Genomic DNA, 19,490 nt, shown 5'->3' on the forward strand with positions numbered 1-19,490 from the left:
GGCTGCCCGCCCGGATCGCTTCCCGTCGCACGACCGAACGAAACAGCCAAGGAGACCCCATGACGGACCAGCAGTTCGGCCAGCTCGACGTCCGCTACCTCAACCACTCGGCGCTCGCTCTGCCCGGCGGCGGCGAGCTGTACTACGAGGACAGCGGAGAGGGCCCGGCGGTGACCCTGCTGAACAACTTCTACATCGTCAGCCCGATCTGGCGGAACTTCACCACCGCGCTGGCCGACGACTTCCGGCTCGTTCACTACGACCTGCGCAACCAGGGGGCCTCCAACCCCGGCCCGGAGCCGGTCTCGTTCATGGACCACGTCGAGGACCTGCGCGCGCTGCTGGACCACCTGGGCATCGAGCAGACCTACCTCGTCGGCTCGTCGATCTCGACGCTCATCGCCCGTGAGTTCGCCCTGAAGTACCCGGAGCGGGTGGCCGGTCTGGTGCTGATGGGCCCGGCGTTCTCGCCCAACGGCTCCCTGCGCCGCAAGCTGATCAGCCGCTCCTGGCTGGCCAGCCTCGAATCCGGCGGCACCCAGCAGCTGTTCAACCACCTCTACCCGCTGGTCTTCCCGGACCAGATGATCCACCAGGGTGGCACCGCCGCCTACCTGGCGCTGAAGGACAACTTCCTGAGCCTGCTCTCCGTCAGCTCCATCCGGGAGAACCTGATGGCCTCCCTGGACATCGAGGACGACCCCGAGGCGCTCGGCCGCATCACCGCCCCCACGCTGATCATCAACGGCGACGGCGACTTCGCCTGGAGCGAGTCCGTCACCGAGGACGCCCTCGCGCGGATCCCGGACAGCCGGGCGATCACCCTCAAGCACGCCGGCCACGTGCCGTTCTTCGACGACCCGCAGGGCTTCCAGAAGGGCGTCTCCGAGTTCGTGCACGAGCTGGAGGCGCGACGCGCCGCCACGGTCGGCGGCGCCGCCTAGCAGGGGCGGGCAGCACGGGGCGAGACCCGGGTCCGGCGATCCCGGACCCGCCCGGTTCCCCCGCACCGCCCGCCCGTCATATCGCATCCCGCTGCGTCACAGCAGCACCCGACCGACGCACATCACATCCCGACGCTGGAGAGAATCACCCATGAGAACACGTCTGTTGACCGGGGCCACGGGCTTCGTCGGCGGTGCCATCGTCCTGGAACTGCTCGACAAGACCGACGAGCCCGTCATCGCACTGGTCCGCGGCAAGGACGACGCGGAGGCGACGTCGCGCCTGCACGACGTGCTCACGGGCATGGCGGACGGCTACGGCCGGTCCGACCTGCGCCCGGAGATCCTGCGCCGGACCAAGGCCGTGCACGGCGACATGACCGTCGACGGCTGCGGCGTCGACCTCACCACGCTGCCGTCCGTCGACGAGGTCTGGCACTGCGCCGCCTCGCTGCGCTACGAGGAGGAGTACCGCACCGAGATCGAGGAGCAGAACGTCCAGGGCACCGCCAACGTCCTCGGCCTGGCCCGCAAGCTGGGCGCCGGCACCTTCAACCACGTCAGCACCGCCTACGTCGCCGGCTCGAGCACCGGCCGGATCGCCGAGGGTCCGGTGACGGACCAGTCGCTGGCCAACAACTGCTACGAGCAGACCAAGATGCAGGGCGAGGCACTCGTCGCGGAGGCCGCCGAGCACATGCGGGTGCGCATCATGCGGCCCACCGTCGTCATCGGCCACAGCGCCAACCGGCACGGACTGAACTGGTCGGGCCTGTACGGCTTCTCCCGCCAGGTGCTGATCTTCAAGAAGACCGCCACCCGCAAGTTCGGCACCTACCTGTCGCACGCCCGGGTCCGGCTGCTGGCCGACCCCGACACCCTCGTCAACCTCGTCCCGGTCGACATCGTCGCCCGCAACGCGGTCGCCATCGCCCTGTCCGACTCGCCGGAGACCTACTTCCACCTCGGCAACTCCGGGGGAGTAACGGTCCACGATCTGGTCACGAAGGTCTTCGAGCTGATCGGCCTGCGCGAACCGCTGTGGGTGGACGACCGCGACAGCTTCACGGCGATCGACGAGGCCCTCGACAGCGGCATGGACTTCTACCGCTCCTACCTGCGCTACGACAAGCGCTTCGACCTCTCCCACACCGCCGCCGTCTGCGGCGACGACGCGTCCTATGCGCCCCTCGGAAAGGACGAGGTGGCCGAGTACCTCCTCTACTACCTGCGCACCCTGCGCGGCTTCGAGGAGAACAGCGGCTCCGAGCGGGTCGTCCACCCGGTCGCCGTCTGATCCGGCCCGTCACAAGACCCCGAGCCTGCGTTCCACCGCGGGCCGTCACTGGAGGAGACATGTACGACAGCACGACGGTCGCGGAGCAGCTGCGCGGCCTGCTGGAGAACGCGGTCGGCGCTCCGCTGCCGCTGGACGACCCCGCGGCCCGTGCGGCGTCGCTGTGGAACCTGGGGCTCACCTCGGCGGACTTCATACGCCTGCTCGCCGACATCGAGGACGGCTTCGGCCTCGCCTGGGACCTGGACGAGCCGACGGAGGCGTTCTCGTCCTACGACGGGCTGCTGGCCCACATCGTCGACCACCTCGGCCGCCGGGCCGGCGCGGCCACGGAAGGCGTGTGATGGCCCGCGTGAACCGCCGGCTCGCGCTGGCCACCGCACCCGCCGAGGCCGCCCGCCGCCACGGCTCGGTGCCCATCCGCCTCGACCGGGCCCTCGACCTTTTCCCGGACGCGGGCCGGGCGTTCGACTACGCCACCTTCGCGGACCTGGTCGAGCAGGCCGCCGCCCTGCTCGCCGGGGCGGGCGTCACGGCGGGCCAACGCATCATGATCGTCAAGCAGCCCAACTTCGACATCACCCTGCTGGCCTTCGCCTGCGCCCGCATCGGCGCCGTACCGGTGCTGGTCCACTCGGCCGTCGGCAGCCAGCCGCTCGGCGTCATGACGGAGCGGGCCGCCCCGGCGGCCGTCCTCACCGACGCCGTGACGGAGGCGGCCGGAGTGCTGGACAGTGTCGACACCGGCATCCCGCGCTGGTACGTCGGCCCGCGCGGCGAGCACGGGTCCTCCCTGCTCGACGCGGAGCGCAGTGCGGTCCCGGCCGCCGAGGTGCCGCGCGAGGACACCCCTTCGCTGGTCACCCACAGTTCGGGCACCACGGGGGTGCCCAAGCTGGTGCTGCACTCCGTGCACAGCTTCGCCGGCCACGCCCGCCCGCAGGTCTTGATCGGCCGGGCCCTGCGCGTGCGCGACCCGTACCTGATGTGCATGTCGCCGGTGCACGCCCGCTGCATGTCCGGGATGCTGGCCGTCCTCGCGCTCGGTCTCCCGCTCGGCTTCCTCACCGACCCGGCACCGCAGAACGCGGCCGAGCTGCTCGCCGCGGTACGGCCTGGCGTCGTGGAGACCGTGCCGAACGCCTTCATCCGCTGGGAGGAGGTGGCCGAGCAGCAGCCCGAACTACTCGCACAGGTACGGCTGTTCGTCAGCTCCTTCGACGCCGCCCACCCCCGCACCATCCGCACCCTGCTGACCGCGGCCCGGCCGGACGCCCGCTACCTCCAGGCGTACGGCCAGACCGAGACCGGACCGGTGACCGTCAAGTCGCACCGGCTGAAGAGCCGTTGCGAGGACGGTCGTTGCGTGGGCCGGCCCCTCCCCGGGCAAACCAGGATCCGGGTCCTCGACGACGACGGCAACCGGGCCCGCAAGGGCACCCCCGGCCAGATCTTCGCCCGCTCCTCCGGAATCACCCCCAGCTATCTGGGCGCCAGCGACCAGCGGGTCGACGGCTGGTGGGCCATGGGTGACTACGGCCTGATGAGCGATCGTGGCTGTCTGCACCTCTACGACCGGATCGTGGACCGGGGCAGCGGTATGGAGAGCCTGCTGGCGGCCGAAGACGACATCCTCGAAAGCCTGCCGCAGCTCACCGAGGCAGTGATCATCCCCATGGACGAGGGCCCCGCGATCCCGCTCGTGGTCACCCGCGGCGACGCCCCACTGGACCTCGCCGCCTGGAAGCGCACGGTCGCCGGGCTGCCGGAACTCGCGCCGCCCGTGCAGTGCCGGTGGGACGACATCCCGCACACGGCCACCTGGAAGGTCAAGCGGCTGGAGGTCAAGCGCCTGCTGGCCGCCGGTGACCTGCCGGTGCTGGCGTCGGCAGGGGAGGAACGATGACCACGGCTCCGTCGCGCCGGGGCACCACCGCCGAGGAACTCTGGCTGAGCTGGCTCCCGGCGGTGGAACGTCTCGTCGCCGTCCCCGAGGCGTTCCGCTCCGCCCAACTCCCCCACGAGGACGCGGCCCGCGAGCTCGGCATCGACGAGGACCTCCTGGAACACCTGGTGGGCGCCGGCTTCCCGGCCGAGAACACCCCGGACGGCCTGCGCTACGACTACCACGACGTGATGAACCTCGGGCTCCAGTCCCGCGCCGGCCGCTCCCTGGCCGAGCTGGGCGAACGCCAGTGCATGCGGCTGGCCGCCGGCACGCCCGACCAGTGGCTGACCGAGCGCGTCACCCGGATCCGGCTCACCGCCACCTGCTCGGCCCCCGGCTGCACCGCCACCGCGGAGCCGGCCGCTCCCTCGCCCGATCTGTTCGAGGGGCAGCTGACCGAATGGTCCCGGGGCGACGGACAGCCCGGCTCCATGCTGGCCACGGTCACCACCCGCGGCCACCGGGACACCCCACACACCGAGGCGGTCCGCCGCATCCACGACGACCTGCTCGACCGGTTGGTCTCCGGCGAGTACCAGTACGGCTGGGTGCCCGAATCACTCCGGGCCCGCCCCGCCACCGCGATCGCGCACCGCACCGTGGACTGCGTCGTCGCCGCCTGGCAGATGCAGCAGTGGGCCGAGGAAGCGGGACTGCGGGCCCGTACCCGCCGGGGATTCCTGCTCGGCCTGGTCGGGGTCGAGCACGCCTGGACCGAGGTGTTCGAGGAGGGCCGCTGGCTGCCCCTGGACCCGGTGCTGGCTTACCTCGGCTCCCGTCATCAGACCACCCACCCCGAGTTCGCCGACTTCACCCGAGGTTCGGTGCACAACCGGCTCCTGGCCTGGGACCGGTCCGTCGAGGACTCGCTGGCCGACCACCACTGCCCCACCGGCGGACATGTCCGCGTCGACTGCCGCCAACTCCCCGCCCCCCGAACCGCCGCCTGATCAACGGGCGGACGCACCCCCCATCGGGGCTTCATGGAGGAAATGTATGTTCAACAAGCTGGCCGCTCTGGCGACCGGCCGCCGAAAGCTGGTGCTCTGGTTAGGACTGCTGTTCTGCGTCGTGGCCGGAGGACTGGGTGGCGCGGTCAACGCCAAGCTCTCCTCCGGTGGTTACGAGGTGCCCGACGCGCCTTCGACGCAGGCGAACAAGATCCTCGGCGAGCGCTTCGGCACCGGTGAGCCCAACCTCGTCCTGCTGGTGAAGACGCCGAAGGGCCCCGACGACCCCGCCACCGCCGCCAAGGGCGCCGAACTGACCAAGAAGCTCGCGGCGGAGGAGGGTGTCGAGGAGGCCGCCTCCTACTGGACGCTGGACAAGGCGCCCTCGCTGCGCGCCAAGAAGTCCGACTCCGTCCTCCTCCTCGCCCACCTCAAGGGCAACGAGGACCAGGTCGACGACCACCTGGCCAAGCTGCGCCCGCACTTCAAGGACGGCTTCGAGGGCCTCCAGGTCAAGTTCGGCGGCCGGGCCGAGGCCTACCGGGAGATGAACGAGCAGACCCAGAAGGATCTGGCGCTCGCCGAGAGCCTGGTGCTGCCGCTGACCCTGATCCTGCTGGTCTTCATCTTCCGCGGGGTGATCGCGGCCCTGCTGCCGCTGGCCGTCGGTATCGTCGCCATCATCGGCGCCCTGGCGGTGCTGCGGGTGCTGGTCGAGCTGACCGACGTGTCGGTGTTCGCGATGAACCTCACCACCGGCCTGGGCCTCGGCCTCGGCATCGACTACAGCTTGTTCGTGGTCAGCAGGTACCGGGAGGAGTTGCGCAAGGGTGCCGCCGTCAACGACGCCATAGCCAGCAGCCTGCGCACCGCCGGACGTACCGTGCTGTACTCGGCGATCACCGTGGCGCTGTCGCTGTCCGCGCTGCTGCTGTTCCCGATGTACTTCCTGCGCTCCTTCGCCTACGCCGGCATCGCGGTCGTCGCCTTCGCGGTACTCGCCGCGCTGGTGCTGCTGCCCGCGCTGCTCGCCGTCATCGGCACCCGCATCAACAAGTGGTCCTGGAACCGCAAGAAGGCCGAACAGAACGTCGAGAGCGGCTTCTGGCACCGGCTCGCCACCCTGGTCATGCGCCGTCCGCTGCCGATGGCCACCGGCGTCATCGCGATTCTGCTGCTGCTCGGCTCGCCGTTCCTCAACATCCATCTCAACCTCGCCGACGAGCGCACCCTGCCCAAGGACGCCGAGGCCCACCAGGTGGGCACCGTCCTGGTCGAGGACTACTCGGCCCGTGAGATGGAACCGCTCATGGTCGTCGCCGAGCACGCCGGCGACGCCGCCACCCGTGACGCGCGCGTCGCGGCCTACGCCGAACAGCTGTCGAAGCTCGACCACGTCGCCCGTGTCGACGCGGTGACCGGCTCCTACAGCGACGGCAAGCAGATCGCGCCGGCCGGCGCGATCAACGAGCGCTACGCCAAGGGCGAGGGCACCTGGCTGTCGGTGATCCCGGAGGTCGGCTCCTACAGCAGCGCCGGCCAGCACCTGGTGGACGATGTCCGGGAGGCGAAGGCGCCGTTCGATGTGAAGGTCGCGGGCACCGCCGCCGCCTTCAAGGACACCATGAACTCGCTGACCGACCGCATGCCGTGGAGCCTGCTGCTGATCGCCGTCTCCACGTTCGTGCTGCTGTTCCTGATGACGGGCAGCGTGCTGATGCCGGTGAAGGCCTTCGTGCTCAACCTGCTCAGCCTCACCGCCACCTTCGGCGCCATGGTCTGGGTCTTCCAGGACGGCAACCTCAAGTGGCTGACCGGCGACTTCACCGTCACCGGAGGCATCGTCGCCACCACCCCGATCATGATGTTCTGCGTGGCTTTCGGCCTCTCCATGGACTACGAGGTCTTCCTGCTGTCGCGCATCAAGGAGGAGTACGACCGCACCGGCGACAACACCCGCGCCGTCGCCCTGGGCCTGCAGCGCACCGGCGGCCTGGTCACCGCCGCTGCCGCGCTGATCGCCCTGGTCTTCATCTCCTTCCTGGTCTCCGGCATCACGTACATGAAGCTGCTCGGCCTCGGTCTCGCCCTGGCCGTGCTGATGGACGCCACGCTCGTCCGGGGCGTGCTGGTACCGGCCTTCATGCGGATGGCCGGCCGCTACAACTGGTGGGCGCCGCGCCCGCTGGCCCGGATCTACGAGCGCTACGGCCTGAGCGAGGGCGAGGACGCCCCGGCCTCCGCGCTCGCCGGCGAGGGCACCGCCGTGCCCGCCGGGCGCACGCCCAACGACGTCGACCGCTGACGCGGCCGGCTTCACAACCCCTTCCGCCGGCGGGGCCTCACAGCCACCGGGGCCCCGCCGGCCGAACCCGCGCACCAGCGAAACGCCCATTCGAAACCCGAGGGGAACACCCATGTCCGACCAGCTCACCCCGGGCCACGCGCTCCTGCTGGAGTTCGTTGACCTGCCCGAACTCCTTGACGGCATCGGCAGGGACGACGACCTGACCACGGCCGGACTCAACTCCGGCGACCTGATCCGGCTCGCCCTCGCCATCGAGGAGCGCACCGGCAGTCCGCTCGACGACGACGAACTCACCGCGCTGCACACCATCGAAGGCATCGACCAGGTGCTCACCGCGCGTTCCCACTCCGTGAACGAGGCCCGCTGATGTGGATGGCCCACTTCGTCCGGCGACACGCCAGGCAGCGCCCCGACGCCATAGCCGTCGCCGACGAGCGGATCTCGCTCACCTGGCGCGAACTCGACGAGCGCACCGATGCGTTGGCCGCCGGTCTGCTGGACCGCGGGTTCACGCCCGGTGAGCGGCTGGTGGTCAGCTCGCCCAACCGTGTCGAGGTACTGGAGCTGTACATCGCGGCCGGCAAGGCCGGGGTGATCGTCTGCCCCGTCAACCACTCCTTCCCGGCTCCGGAGGTCGAGCACGTCGTCGCCAACTCCGCGCCGCGCGGCGTGATCGCCGAACAGGGGGTCCTCGACCGGCTCGGCGACGCGTTCGGCGACAGCTGGCGCATCGCCCTGGACAGCCCCGCGTACGAGGAACTGCTCGCCACCGCGCGACGGCCGCTGCCGCTGCCGCGGCAGGACGACCTCTTCGCGATCCTGCACACCTCGGCCACCACCGGCCGGGCCAAGGGCGTCGCCGTCACCCACCGTTCCGTGTCGGCCTGCTACACGGCGCTGGCCGCCGAGGCCCGGTTCACCGCGGACGACGTCATGCTCAATCCGTGCCCGCTGTTCCACGGCTCCATGGTGATCGGTCTGGCCCTGCTCGCGGCCGGCGGAACCCTGGTGCTGCAAAGGGAGTTCGCCCCGCAGCGGTTCCTCGCCGAGGCCGCCGGGCGCGGCGCGACCCGCGCCTTCCTGGTGCCGTCCATGGTCCGCTTCGCGCTGCGCACCAAGGCGTTCGACACCACCGACCTGTCCACCCTCGTCGACGTCATGTTCGGCGGCGCCCCCATGCCGGAGGAGCTGCTGCGCGAGGCCCTGGACCGCTTCCCCTGCCCGTTCCGCGGCATCTATGGCATCACCGAGGGCGGCGGGCCGATCGCCACGGTCGTCTTCGGCGGGGCCGAGGACCACGGTGCCGACGCCGCCGCCCGGGAACTGCGCCTGCGGTCGGCCGGCCGGATGCTGCCCGGCTGCCACATCGAGGTCCAGGACAAGAACGGCGAGGCGCTGCCGGCCGGGGAGATCGGCGAGATCTGCGTCCGTGGCGACGGCATGATGAACGGCTACTGGAACAACCACGCGGCCACCGAGTCCACCCTGCGCGACGGCTGGCTGCGCACCGGCGACCTCGGCTACGCGGACGCCGACGGCTACCTCTACCTGGTCGACCGGATCAACGACGTCCTCATCCGCGGCGGCCAGAACGTCTACCCCGCCGAGATCGAGCGGGTCCTCGGCGCCCAGCGCGGCGTCGCCGACGCGGCCGTCGTGGGCGCGCCCTCGGAGGAGTGGGGCGAGGTGCCGGTGGCGTTCGTCGTCGCCGAGGGCGAGGACGTGTCCGCGGCGGGTCTGCTGAAGGCCTGCGCCAGCGAACTCGCCAGCTACAAGCGGCCGGCGCGTATCGAGTTCGTCGCCGAGATCCCGCGCAGTGCCGCGGGCAAGATCCTCCGCCGCCAGCTGCGGGAGCGTTTCGCCGACGGGATGCCGGGGGCCGCCCCGATGCCTCCCGGGGACCGGGGAGTGTGAGCGCCATGAGAGTCGCATGCATCGGCGCCGGCCCCGGCGGGCTCATGCTGGCCCTGCTGCTGCGCCGCCTCGGCGGCCACGAGGTCGACGTCTTCGAACGCAGTCCGGCCGGTGCCACCTACGGCTTCGGCGTGGTCTTCTCCCGCTTCAGCCTGGCCCGGCTGCGGCGTGCCGCTCCCGACGTGGTGGCTGCCCTGCTGGAGCGCGGCGCCCGCTGGGACGACGTGGAGGTGCGCCGGGACGGCGAGTGCGTGCGCTCCTCGGGCCACGGCTTCGCCGCGGTGGAACGGCACGCCCTGCTGACCGCGCTGAACGGGCTGGCGGAGCAGGCGGGCGCCCGGCTGCACTTCAACACCGAGGTCGACGCGGCCGACCTGGCCGGGCGCTACGACCTCGTGGTCGCCGCCGACGGCGCCGGCAGCCGCACCCGGACGGCCCTGGCCACGGAGTTCGAGGCCCGCGTCACCCCGGCCCGCAACCGCTACGCCTGGTTCGCCGTGGACCGCGCCTTCGACGCGATGACCTTCCTGTTCGCCGACAGCCCCCACGGCCCGCTGGGCGCCCACGTCTACCCCTACGGCCCTGACCGTTCGACATTCCTGGTCGAGGTCGGCGAACGAACCTGGGAGCGGGCGGGGTTCATCGAGGGCCACACCCGGCCCCCGGGCTGGAACGACGAGCAGGCCATGGAGTTCTGCGCCGAGGTGTTCGCCGAGCAGCTCGCCGGTGCCCGGCTGCTCGGCAACGGCTCGCGCTGGCTGGAGTTCCCCCAGATCACCAGCGCCCGCTGGTCCACCGGCCGTGTGGTGGGCCTCGGCGACGCCGTCCACACGGCGCACTTCTCGGTCGGCTCGGGCACCACCATGGCGCTGGAGGACGCCGTCGAACTCGCCCGGCGGCTCGCCGAGCACGCCGACGGCGACGACCTCGACGCGACGCTCGCCGCCTACGAGGCCACCCGCCGGCCCATCGTGGAGTCCGTGCAGCAGGCCGCCTGGGCCAGTATGCGGATGTGGACGCACCCCGAGGAGCACCACGCCCTGGACCCGGCGACGCTGATGCTGCGGTTGCTCACCCGCACCGGGCAGTCGTCCGCCGACGTCCTGCTGCGGCTCGATCCCCAACTGGCCAAGATCGGCGAGGGGGTGACCGCTCTGCCCGAGGGCCCGGTCCCCGCGGTGGTGCCGTCCGACCGGCCCGCCGGTCCCGGCGACGCTCTGCTCCTCGCACCCGGAGCACGGCCCCCCGCCGGGCACAGCGGACCCCTGCTGGTCGCGGCGACCGCCGACGACGAGGCCGTACAGGCCGCCGGGGAGCAGCTGCGGAAGCTGCGGGCGGAACGTCCGGAGGCCGCCCTCGGGGTGCTCGTCGAGGCACCCGCACCGGCCGAGGAGCCCGTGGCCCGCGCGGTCACCGCCCTCAGCGCGCTCGCCCGGTCCGTCCCGCTCGACGTCGTCGCCGTGGCACCCGGTGCGCAGCAGCCGGCCGCCGACCGCACGGCCCGATCGGCGTTCACCGAACGGCTGACGGCGGCGGGGACCTGCACCGCGTACGTGTGCCGCCCGGCCGAGCTGAGCCAGGGCTGGGCCCATGTGCGCTCCGGCCGCGCCGACTTCGTGTGGACCACCGGCGCCTGACCGTTCCGGCGCCGCTGGCCCGTGTTTCCGACCAGGCCACGACAACCCCGTTCCGGGCCGCCCCTGACGCGCGGGCCGACCACTTCCCAGCCCCGGGACACCACCGGGGCCGAGAAAGGAATTTGGCGCATGCCCCTGCTGGAAACCACCCGGCCGAATATCGGCCTGGCAGCCCCGCCCGGGCGGTGGACAACACCTGCCGGAGTCGAGGTCGTCCGCACCACCGAGCACCTCGGCGGCGCCGCCGCCACCCGCGCCGCCCTGGAGGACGTTCTCGACGAACGCCGCGGCATGCTGCTCTTCCGCGGCCCCGGCCGGATCATCGGCTACATCGACCCGCCGTTGGAGATCACCGCGACCGGACGGGAGATACGCGCCACCGCCCTCAACGAGCGCGGCCGTGTCCTGCTCCCCACCCTGCTGGCCCTGTTCTCCGCCGCGGTCGGACCCGCCGGCCAAGCCGAGGCGGATGGCGACACCCTGCGGGTCCGCGGCGGCATGCCGGACGGCACCTTCGCGGAGGAGGACCGCACCCGCCAGGTCGGCGTGTTCGCCGCGATCCGGTCCGTGGTCCAGGGCCTGGCCACCCCCGACGATCCGCTGCTCGGCCTGTACGGCGCCTTCGGCTACGACCTGATCTTCCAGGTGGACCCGTTACCGCTGCTTCAGCGACGCTCGCCCGGCGACCGCGACATGGTGCTGCACCTCCCCGACGCCGTGTACGAGCTCGACCTGGCGAGCGACGAGGCGGTGCGGCACGCCTACGAGTTCCGCGTCGGCGCCTCCCGCACGGACGGCCTGGACCGTACGACGTCCTCCCTGCCGTTCGTACCCGCCGCCCACGCCCCGGACCGTGACCACGCGCCCGGCGAGTACGCGCGGGTCGTGGAGACGGCACGGCCGCTGTTCCGCTCCGGCGACCTGTTCGAGGTGGTACCCAGCCAGTCCTTCCACCGCGTCGTCCACCGCACCCCCGCGCAGCTGTTCCGCGCCCTGCGCGAGTGCAACCCGGCCCCGCACAGCCTGCTGATGAACCTCGCCGAGGGCGAGTACCTGGTCGGGGCCTCGCCGGAGATGTTCGTCCGGGTCACCCCGCGGACCGGCCCCGGCGGGCCGATGGCGCTGGTCGAGTCCTCCCCGATCAGCGGCACCATCGCGCGCGGCCGGGACGCGCTGGAGGACGCCGAACGCATCCGTACCCTGCTCAACTCGTCCAAGGACGAGCACGAGCTGACCATGTGCACGGACGTCGACCGCAACGACAAGTCCCGGGTCTGCCTGCCCGGCAGCGTGCGGGTCACCGCGCGGCGCCGGATCGAGACCTACTCCACCCTGATCCACACCGTCGACCGGGTCGAAGGGGTGCTGCGGCCCGACCGGGACGCCCTGGACGCCTTCCTCGCCCACCTGTGGGCGGTCACCGTCACGGGGGCGCCCAAGCTGTCGGCGATCGAGTTCATCGAAGGCAACGAGCGCTCCCCGCGCCGCTGGTACGGCGGGGCGGTGGGCCGTATCGGATTCGACGGCGGCCTGGACACCGTCCTCACCCTGCGCACCATCCACGTGCACGACGGCGTGGCCACGGTCCGCGCGGGCGCGACCCTGCTGCACGACTCGACGCCCGAGGACGAGGAGCTGGAGACCGAGCTGAAGGCGAAGGCGCTGCTCGCCGTCCTGGACGAGCCTGCCGTGCCCGCGGCCCGGCCGCCCCGGCTCACGGTCGACGAACGGCCCGGTTCCGGGCGGCGGATCCTGCTGGTCGACCACCGCGACTCCTTCGTGCACTGCCTGGCCGGCTATCTGCGCGAGACCGGCGCCGACGTCGGCACCTACCGCAGCGGCGGCCATCTGGGGCTGCTGGCCGAGCAGCGGCCGGACCTGGTCGTGCTCTCCCCGGGCCCGGGCACCCCGTCCGACTTCGCCGTCGGAGCCACGCTCGCCGAGGCCGAGCGGCTCGGTATCCCGGTGTTCGGCGTCTGCCTGGGCCTTCAGGGCATCGTCGAGTACCTCGGCGGCACCCTCGACGTCCTGCCCGAACCCGTCCACGGCAAGCCGTCCCGGGTCCGGCGCACCGAGGCGGACTCCCTGCTGCTCGACGGGCTGCCCAAGGACTTCACCGTGGGCCGCTACCACTCGCTCTACGCCGACCCGGCCGAACTGCCCGAGAGCCTGCGGGTCACGGCCGCCACCGAGGACGGCCGGGTCGCGATGGCCGTCGAGGCACCGCGCCACCAGTTCGCCGCGGTCCAGTTCCACCCCGAGTCGATCATGACGTACGCCGGGCGCACCGGCCGTCTCGTCGTGCACAACGCGGTCGCCCGCCTGACCCGGCCCCCGATCGGGGCTTCACGATGAGCGCTCGGCTCCCGGCCCCGGTGCCGGCGGCCGGGACCCCCGAGCCCGTCGACCTGGCCGCGGTCGCGGCCCTGTTCGAGCCACCGGTCATCGCGGCCCAGGCCCACACCGGCGAGCTGGACTTCGCCGAGCTGCCCGCGCCTGCCCGGGAGCTGCTGCGCGGCTACACCGCGCCGCTGCGCCGCGCGACCTTCACCGCGGGCCGGCTCGCCGCGGCCCGCGCCACCGCGGCGCTGACCGGCACGCCCCGCTGGCTGAGCGCCGACGCCCGGGGGGCGCCGCGCTGGCCGTACGGGGTGTCCGGCTCGCTCAGCCACACCAACCGGGTCGCCCTGTGCGTGACCGGACCCGACCACGGCACCGGATTCGGCATCGACATCGAACCCCTGGAGACGGGAGAGGAGTTGCTGACCGCCGTGCACTACGTGTGCACCCCGGACGAGCGCCGCCGCCTGGCCGCGGCGGCCGACCCGGCCCGCGCCCTGCTCCGGCTGTTCTGCGTCAAGGAGGCCCTCTACAAGGCTCTGCCGTCCGACGCCCAGCGGGGCCTGTTGTTCCAGTCCGTGGAGTTGGAGTGGGACGAACCGCCGACCGGGCAGGCACCGGGCGAACCGGTCCGGCTGCGCGTCGTGCGCGGCCCGGTGCCCGGCAGCGAGGGCCGCTGCGCGGTCGTGGGCAGCCGCATGGTCGCGGCCGTCGCCCTGCCCCGGCCGACCGGCTCCGGCTCCGGCTCCGGCCGCCGGACCTCCCGTCCCCGGCCCCGCACCGAACTCCGTGTCCAGTCCCGCATTCGCCAGGACGGAAAGCAGACATGACCATCAAACAGCACACGGTGTGCGTGATCGGAGCGGGACCGCGGGGGCTCTCCGTGGTCGAGCGGCTCTGCGCCGCCGCTCGCTCCGCCACCCCCGGCACCGCCCTCCGCATCCACGTCGTCGACCCGCAGGCCCCCGGCGCCGGCCAGGTCTGGCGCACCGATCAGTCCGCGCACCTGCTGATGAACACGGTGGCCGGGCAGATCTCGGTGTTCACCGACGAGAGCGTCGATCTGGCCGGCCCCCTGGAACCGGGCCCCAGCCTGCACGGCTGGGCCGAGGCCCTGGCCGCCGGCGACATTCCCGGGCACTACCCCGACGCCGTCCTCGCCGAGGCCAGGGCGACAGGGCCGGACACCTACCCCACCCGGGCCTTCTACGGCCACTACCTGCGCTGGGCCTTCGACCGTACGGTCGCGGGGGCGCCGGAATGCGTGACCGTCACCATGCACCAGACCTACGCCGTCGCCCTGGACGACGGGGCGGGCCCCCGGACGCCCGGACAGCCGCCCCACCAGACCGTCACCCTCGACGACGGGACCCTCCTGGAACAGCTCGACGCGGTCGTCCTGGCCCAGGGACACCTGCCGGCCCGGCCCACGGCCGCGGAGGAGCAGTTCGTGCGGCTCGCCCACGACCACGGCCACACCCTCATCGCCCCGGCCAACCCCGCTGACGTCGACCTCGACGTCATCCGGCCCGGCCGGCCGGTCCTGCTGCGGGGGCTCGGGCTGAACTTCTTCGACTACATGGCTCTCCTCACCGCCGGCCGCGGCGGCACCTTCACCCGCGACCGTGGGCGTCTGGTTTATGTGCCCTCCGGCCGCGAACCCCGTCTGTACGCGGGTTCCCGGCGCGGAGTGCCCTACCAGGCGCGCGGCGAGAACGAGAAGGGGCCGCACGGCCGGCACGAGCCGCTGCTGCTCACCCCCGCCCTCATCGACCGGCTGCGCTCCTCGCACGGCACCGACTTCCTGCGGGACGTGTGGCCGCTGATCGCGAAGGAGGTCGAGACCGTCTACTACCGGACGCTGCTGGTCTCCAACGGCCGGGCCGACCGCGCCGAGGCGTTCCAGCGGGACTTCCTGGACGCGCTGCCGGGCACGCCCGCGGAGGAGGCCGTACTGGATGTGTACGAGATCGGGGAGAAGGACCGCTGGGACTGGGACCGGATCGCCCACCCCCAACACAATCAGGAGTTCGGCAGCCCCGAGGACTTCACCGCCTGGCTCCTCGATCATCTGCGCGAGGACGTCGCCGAGGCCCACCGGGGCAACGTGAGCGGACCGCTGAAGGCCGCGCTGGACGTGCTGCGGGACCTGCGCAACGAGATCCGGCTGGTCGTCGACCACGGCGGGCTGCACGGCGACTCCCACCGCGAGCACCTGGACCGCTGGTACACGCCGCTCAACGCGTTCCTCTCGATCGGGCCGCCCGCGTCCCGGATCGAGGAGATGGCCGCGCTGATCGAGGCCGGTGTGCTGCACATCGTCGGCCCCGGCCTGCACGTCGGCGTCGACCGCCACGGCTTCCACGCCCACTCGCCGTCGGTGCCCGGCTCCCGGGTCAGCACCGAGGTGCTGATCGAGGCCCGGCTGCCCGACATCACGCTGAACCGCACCGAGGATCCGCTGCTGCGGCACCTGCTGGACACCGGCCAGTGCACCACGCACCGGATCGCCACCCCCGACGGCACCTGGACCCACACCGAGGGGCTCGCGGTCACGCCCCGTCCCTTCCAGGTCCTCGACGCCTCCCGGCAACCCCATCCACGCCGGTTCGCCTTCGGCGTGCCCACCGAGTCGGTCCACTGGGTCACCGCGGCGGGCATCCGTCCGGGCGTCAACTCGGTCACCCTGACCGACTCCGACGCCATCGCCCAAGCGGCACTGCGGGAGGTGCTGGACGATAACGGCACTCCCCGGCAGACAGCCGCCTGACCGGCCACCCGGTCTCCCGGCCTCGTTCATGACCAGCGCTCCTGACCACGATCGGAGGAGGACACCCATGCTCGACCTGACGCCGCCCCGAGCCCCCCTCACCCCGGAGCCGACGGCTCCGTCACCTGCCGTACCGGCCCCCGCGGAGGAAACGCCGGCCGCGCCTGCGGATGCTGCCGGGGCGGACTCCGGGCTGCTCTCCCCGGTGCGGGCGGGAACGCCCGTGGAGGCGGCGGTGTCCGACGCGGCGTGGCTGGGGGCCATGGTCGAGGCCGAGACCGCGCTGGTCCGAGCGCAGGCGCGGCTGGGCACCGTACCGGAGGAGGCCGCGCGGGCCATCGGGGAGGCGGCCCGCCCCGAGCGGCTCGACCTCGTCGCGCTGGCCCGCGCGGCCCGGGAGACGGCCAACCCGGTCGTCGGACTCGTCAAGGCGCTGACCGCCGTGGTCGCCGCCCACGACCCGGACGCCGCCGAGTACGTGCACCGCGGCTCCACCAGCCAGGACATCCTGGACACGGCCACCATGCTGGTCGTACGGAGGGCCGCCCGCCTGATCCGCGCCGACCTCGACCGGTGCGTGGCCGCGCTGGACACGCTGGCCCGCACCCACCGGGCCACCCCCATGGCCGGCCGCACCCTGACGCTGCATGCCGTGCCGACCACCTTCGGGCTGAAGGCCGCAGGCTGGCTGCACCTGGTGACCGAGGCCCGGCGCCGCGTGGACGACCTGGCCGCCGCCCTGCCGGTACAGCTGGGCGGCGCCGCCGGAACGCTCGCCGGCTACCTGGAGCACGCCGGCCACGGCCACGACGGCACCACCCCGGCGTCCGCCGCGGGTGATTACGCGGACCGCCTGGTGGAGGAGTACGCGCGGGAGACCGGGCTGGCCCCGGCCGTGCTGCCCTGGCACGTGCTGCGTACACCCGTCGCCGACACGGGAGCGGTGTGCGCCTTCCTCACCTCCGCCCTGGGCAAGATCGCCGTCGACGTGCAGTCGCTGGCCCGTACCGAGGTCGGCGAGGTCACCGAACCCGCCGTGGCCGGTCGGGGCGCGTCCTCGGCCATGCCGCACAAACGGAACCCGGTGCTCGCCACCCTCGTGCGCTCGGCCGCGCTCCAGGTACCGCACCTCGCCGCCGGGCTGTTCGGCACGATGCTCGCGGAGGACGAGCGCTCCGGCGGTGCCTGGCACGCGGAGTGGCAGCCGCTGCGCGAGTGCCTGCGGCTGGCCGGCGGCGCGGCGCACTCCACTGCGGAACTCCTGGCCGGCCTCACCGTCCACGCCGACCGCATGCGCGCCAACCTCGGCCTGACCGGCGGCCAGATCGTCTCCGAACGCGTCGCCGCGGTGCTCACCCCGCTGCTGGGCAAGGGCGAGGCGAGGGCTCTGCTGACGGCCGCCTCGCACGAGGCGGCCCGGCGCGGCACGGACCTCGGCACGGTCCTCGCGGCCGACCCGGAGGTCACCCGCCGTCTCAGCCCGGCGCAGCTGAGCGACCTCCTCGACCCGGCCCACTACCTCGGAGCCGCCGCGCACCTGGCCGACCGGGCAGTGGCCGCCCACGACCGGGCGGCGGCATGACCGCCGCGGCACCTCGGCCGGCCCCGGCCCTGGCCCACTCCCGGCACGGCTCCGGCGAACCCCTCCTGCTGCTGCACGGCATCGGCAGCGGCAGGAGGTGCTGGGAACCGGTGGCCGGGCTGCTCACCGCCCGGCACGAGGTCCTCGCCGTCGATCTGCCCGGCTTCGGCGACAGTCCCGAACTGCCGTCGCCCGTCCAGCCCACCGCACGGGCGCTCGCCGGGGCCGTCGCCCGCTTCCTCGACACGCAGGGCATCGCGACCGCGCACATCGCCGGCAACTCGCTCGGCGGCTGGGTGGGCCTGGAACTGGCCCTGGCCGGCCGGGTCCGCACCCTGAGCCTGCTGTCCCCGGCCGGCCTGTGGCAGGACCGCACCCCGTGGACCACCCGGCTGCTGCTGCGCTCGTGCCGGCTGGCCGCGCCGTGGCTGGCCGGACCGGCGGCGCCCCTGCTGCGTACGGCACCCACGCGGGCGGCGCTGCTCGCGGGCATTTACGGCCGTCCGGTCCGGATGCCGTACCGGGACGCGAGGGCCGCGGCCCAGGACATGGCCGGCGCCCGCGGCTTCGAGGCCACCTGGCGGGCCGTCAGCGCGACGCGGTTCACCGGCGGACGGGAGATCGGCGTGCCGGTGCGGGTCGCGTTCGGCTCCCGGGACGTGGTCCTGCGCGCGGGACAGGCGCGGTTCCTCGACGAGCTTCCGCCGGGCACCGTGCCGCACGTCCTGGCGGGGTGCGGTCATCTGCCGATGCACGACGCGCCGGAGGCCGTGGCCCGGTTCATTCTCGACACCACGGCGAGCCCTCCGGCCGGAGGCGACGGCCACTCCACGAACCGTCCATGACGAAGAAGCACCGAAAAGGGCCCAGGCCGCGATCCCCCGCGACCTGGGCCTGTTCCGCGACACCTTCCTCGGTCCCCCGGGCTGGAGGCGGCCGGTCAGGCCGCCTCCCGCCGCCGTGGCACCGGTCAGGAGGTGTCAGGGCTTTGTGACTGCGAAGATGAACGCCGAACCGAACTTCATCAGGCGGTAGTTGACGAACCCTGCCTTCTCGAGATGCTCAGGAAGTGTCGACAGGTCGGTACGGCGGATACCGGTCATCTTCACACCGATCCTGCTGCTCACGTAGTCGTTCAGCGCGAAGGTGCTCGCCGTGTACACGCCGCCGGGCTTGAGGAGACGGAACACCTCCCGGTAGGCCGCCTCCGGGTCCGCGTACAGGTGCAGCGAGCCGGGGTTGCTCACACCGTCGAACACGCCGTCCTTGAACGGCAGCCCGCGCACGTCACCGCGGACGAGACGGACGTTGGGACGGCCGACGGTCTCCTGCTCTGCCTTGCGGAGCATCGCCACCGAGATGTCCAGGCCGACCACCGTCGCGTCCGGCACCGCCCCCGCGAGACGGTCGGTGAAGTAGCCGGCGCCGCAGGACAGGTCCAGCCAGGCGCCCTGGCGGCTCTCGTTCAGCTTCAGCCAGTCGTGGTAGACCTGGAACTCCTCGGCGTAGCCCGGGACATTGCTGCCGAACCCCGCGAAGAGCCGTGCGAAGAACGGCCGCATGACCGTCTCGTAGAGGCGCACGAAGGCCTTGCTCTCCATGAGGGCCTGCGCCGTGGTCGGTGCCGCGGGGTCGGGCTTGCCGGGCTCCTGGATCATGTCGACGTACCCGTCGTTGACCGGCGAGAGCCGGCCGCAGGACGTGCAGGCGATCTCCGAGGACGAGCGCTGCTCCAGGCCGGCCGAGCACACGGGGCAGGCCAGGAGGTCCACCAGCGATGCGGTCATGCGTCGTTTCTCC

15 protein-coding genes are annotated in these 19,490 nt (G+C 72.6%); 14 read left to right on the forward strand and 1 reads right to left on the reverse strand.

Going from position 1 to position 19,490, the window contains the following annotated elements; genetic code table 11:
- The first annotated feature begins 59 nt into the window (after positions 1 to 59).
- The 14 genes from ACWD35_RS16740 (at position 60) to ACWD35_RS16805 (ending at position 18,535) form a co-directional block, all read left to right on the forward strand.
- The gene (locus ACWD35_RS16740; protein ID WP_451351966.1) at positions 60 to 944 is read left to right on the forward strand and encodes an alpha/beta fold hydrolase; all 885 of its coding nucleotides are present in this window, start codon (positions 60 to 62) and stop codon (positions 942 to 944) included.
- Positions 945 to 1,095: 151 nt separating this feature from the next.
- Positions 1,096 to 2,241 (forward strand): SDR family oxidoreductase, encoded by a 1,146-nt coding sequence (locus ACWD35_RS16745; RefSeq protein WP_451351967.1) that lies wholly within the window; start codon positions 1,096 to 1,098, stop codon positions 2,239 to 2,241.
- Between the two features lie 59 nt (positions 2,242 to 2,300).
- The gene (locus ACWD35_RS16750) at positions 2,301 to 2,585 is read left to right on the forward strand and encodes a hypothetical protein (RefSeq protein ID WP_451351968.1); all 285 of its coding nucleotides are present in this window, start codon (positions 2,301 to 2,303) and stop codon (positions 2,583 to 2,585) included.
- Positions 2,585 to 4,147 carry a class I adenylate-forming enzyme family protein gene (locus tag ACWD35_RS16755; RefSeq protein WP_451351969.1) on the forward strand — a complete coding sequence of 521 codons (1,563 nt, stop codon included), beginning with the start codon at positions 2,585 to 2,587 and terminating at the stop codon, positions 4,145 to 4,147. The genes ACWD35_RS16750 and ACWD35_RS16755 overlap by 1 nt, the downstream gene beginning before the upstream one ends.
- Positions 4,144 to 5,139 carry a transglutaminase domain-containing protein gene (locus tag ACWD35_RS16760; protein ID WP_451351970.1) on the forward strand — a complete coding sequence of 332 codons (996 nt, stop codon included), beginning with the start codon at positions 4,144 to 4,146 and terminating at the stop codon, positions 5,137 to 5,139. The genes ACWD35_RS16755 and ACWD35_RS16760 overlap by 4 nt, the downstream gene beginning before the upstream one ends.
- 46 nt (positions 5,140 to 5,185) lie before the next feature.
- Positions 5,186 to 7,444, forward strand: coding sequence for an MMPL family transporter (locus tag ACWD35_RS16765; RefSeq protein ID WP_451351971.1), 2,259 nt, complete (start codon positions 5,186 to 5,188; stop codon positions 7,442 to 7,444).
- Positions 7,445 to 7,556: 112 nt separating this feature from the next.
- Positions 7,557 to 7,814: a phosphopantetheine-binding protein gene (locus ACWD35_RS16770; protein WP_451351972.1), complete on the forward strand. Its 258-nt coding sequence runs from the start codon at positions 7,557 to 7,559 to the stop codon at positions 7,812 to 7,814.
- A 5-nt stretch (positions 7,815 to 7,819) separates the two neighbouring features.
- Positions 7,820 to 9,361 (forward strand): class I adenylate-forming enzyme family protein, encoded by a 1,542-nt coding sequence (locus ACWD35_RS16775; protein WP_451351973.1) that lies wholly within the window; start codon positions 7,820 to 7,822, stop codon positions 9,359 to 9,361.
- A 5-nt stretch (positions 9,362 to 9,366) separates the two neighbouring features.
- Entirely contained in the window at positions 9,367 to 10,998 is a 1,632-nt protein-coding gene (locus tag ACWD35_RS16780; protein WP_451351974.1) for an FAD-dependent monooxygenase, read from the forward strand.
- Positions 10,999 to 11,127: 129 nt separating this feature from the next.
- The gene (locus ACWD35_RS16785; protein ID WP_451351975.1) at positions 11,128 to 13,353 is read left to right on the forward strand and encodes an anthranilate synthase component I; all 2,226 of its coding nucleotides are present in this window, start codon (positions 11,128 to 11,130) and stop codon (positions 13,351 to 13,353) included.
- Positions 13,350 to 14,168, forward strand: a complete 819-nt coding sequence (locus ACWD35_RS16790) for a 4'-phosphopantetheinyl transferase superfamily protein (RefSeq protein WP_451351976.1) — start codon at positions 13,350 to 13,352, stop codon at positions 14,166 to 14,168. The genes ACWD35_RS16785 and ACWD35_RS16790 overlap by 4 nt, the downstream gene beginning before the upstream one ends.
- Positions 14,165 to 16,108 (forward strand): FAD/NAD(P)-binding protein, encoded by a 1,944-nt coding sequence (locus tag ACWD35_RS16795; RefSeq protein WP_451351977.1) that lies wholly within the window; start codon positions 14,165 to 14,167, stop codon positions 16,106 to 16,108. The genes ACWD35_RS16790 and ACWD35_RS16795 overlap by 4 nt, the downstream gene beginning before the upstream one ends.
- Positions 16,109 to 16,175: 67 nt before the next feature.
- A complete protein-coding gene (gene pcaB, locus ACWD35_RS16800; RefSeq protein WP_451351978.1) occupies positions 16,176 to 17,690 on the forward strand; it encodes a 3-carboxy-cis,cis-muconate cycloisomerase in 1,515 nt (504 codons plus the stop codon).
- Positions 17,687 to 18,535: an alpha/beta fold hydrolase gene (locus tag ACWD35_RS16805; RefSeq protein WP_451351979.1), complete on the forward strand. Its 849-nt coding sequence runs from the start codon at positions 17,687 to 17,689 to the stop codon at positions 18,533 to 18,535. Before pcaB ends, ACWD35_RS16805 begins: the two co-directional genes overlap by 4 nt.
- 135 nt (positions 18,536 to 18,670) lie before the next feature.
- Here ACWD35_RS16805 and ACWD35_RS16810 read toward each other — a convergent pair whose 3' ends face one another.
- Positions 18,671 to 19,477, reverse strand: coding sequence for a methyltransferase domain-containing protein (locus tag ACWD35_RS16810; protein WP_451351980.1), 807 nt, complete (start codon positions 19,475 to 19,477; stop codon positions 18,671 to 18,673).
- Positions 19,478 to 19,490: the final 13 nt, after the last annotated feature.

The sequence above is a fragment of the Streptomyces sp. NPDC002671 genome, from assembly GCF_053592475.1.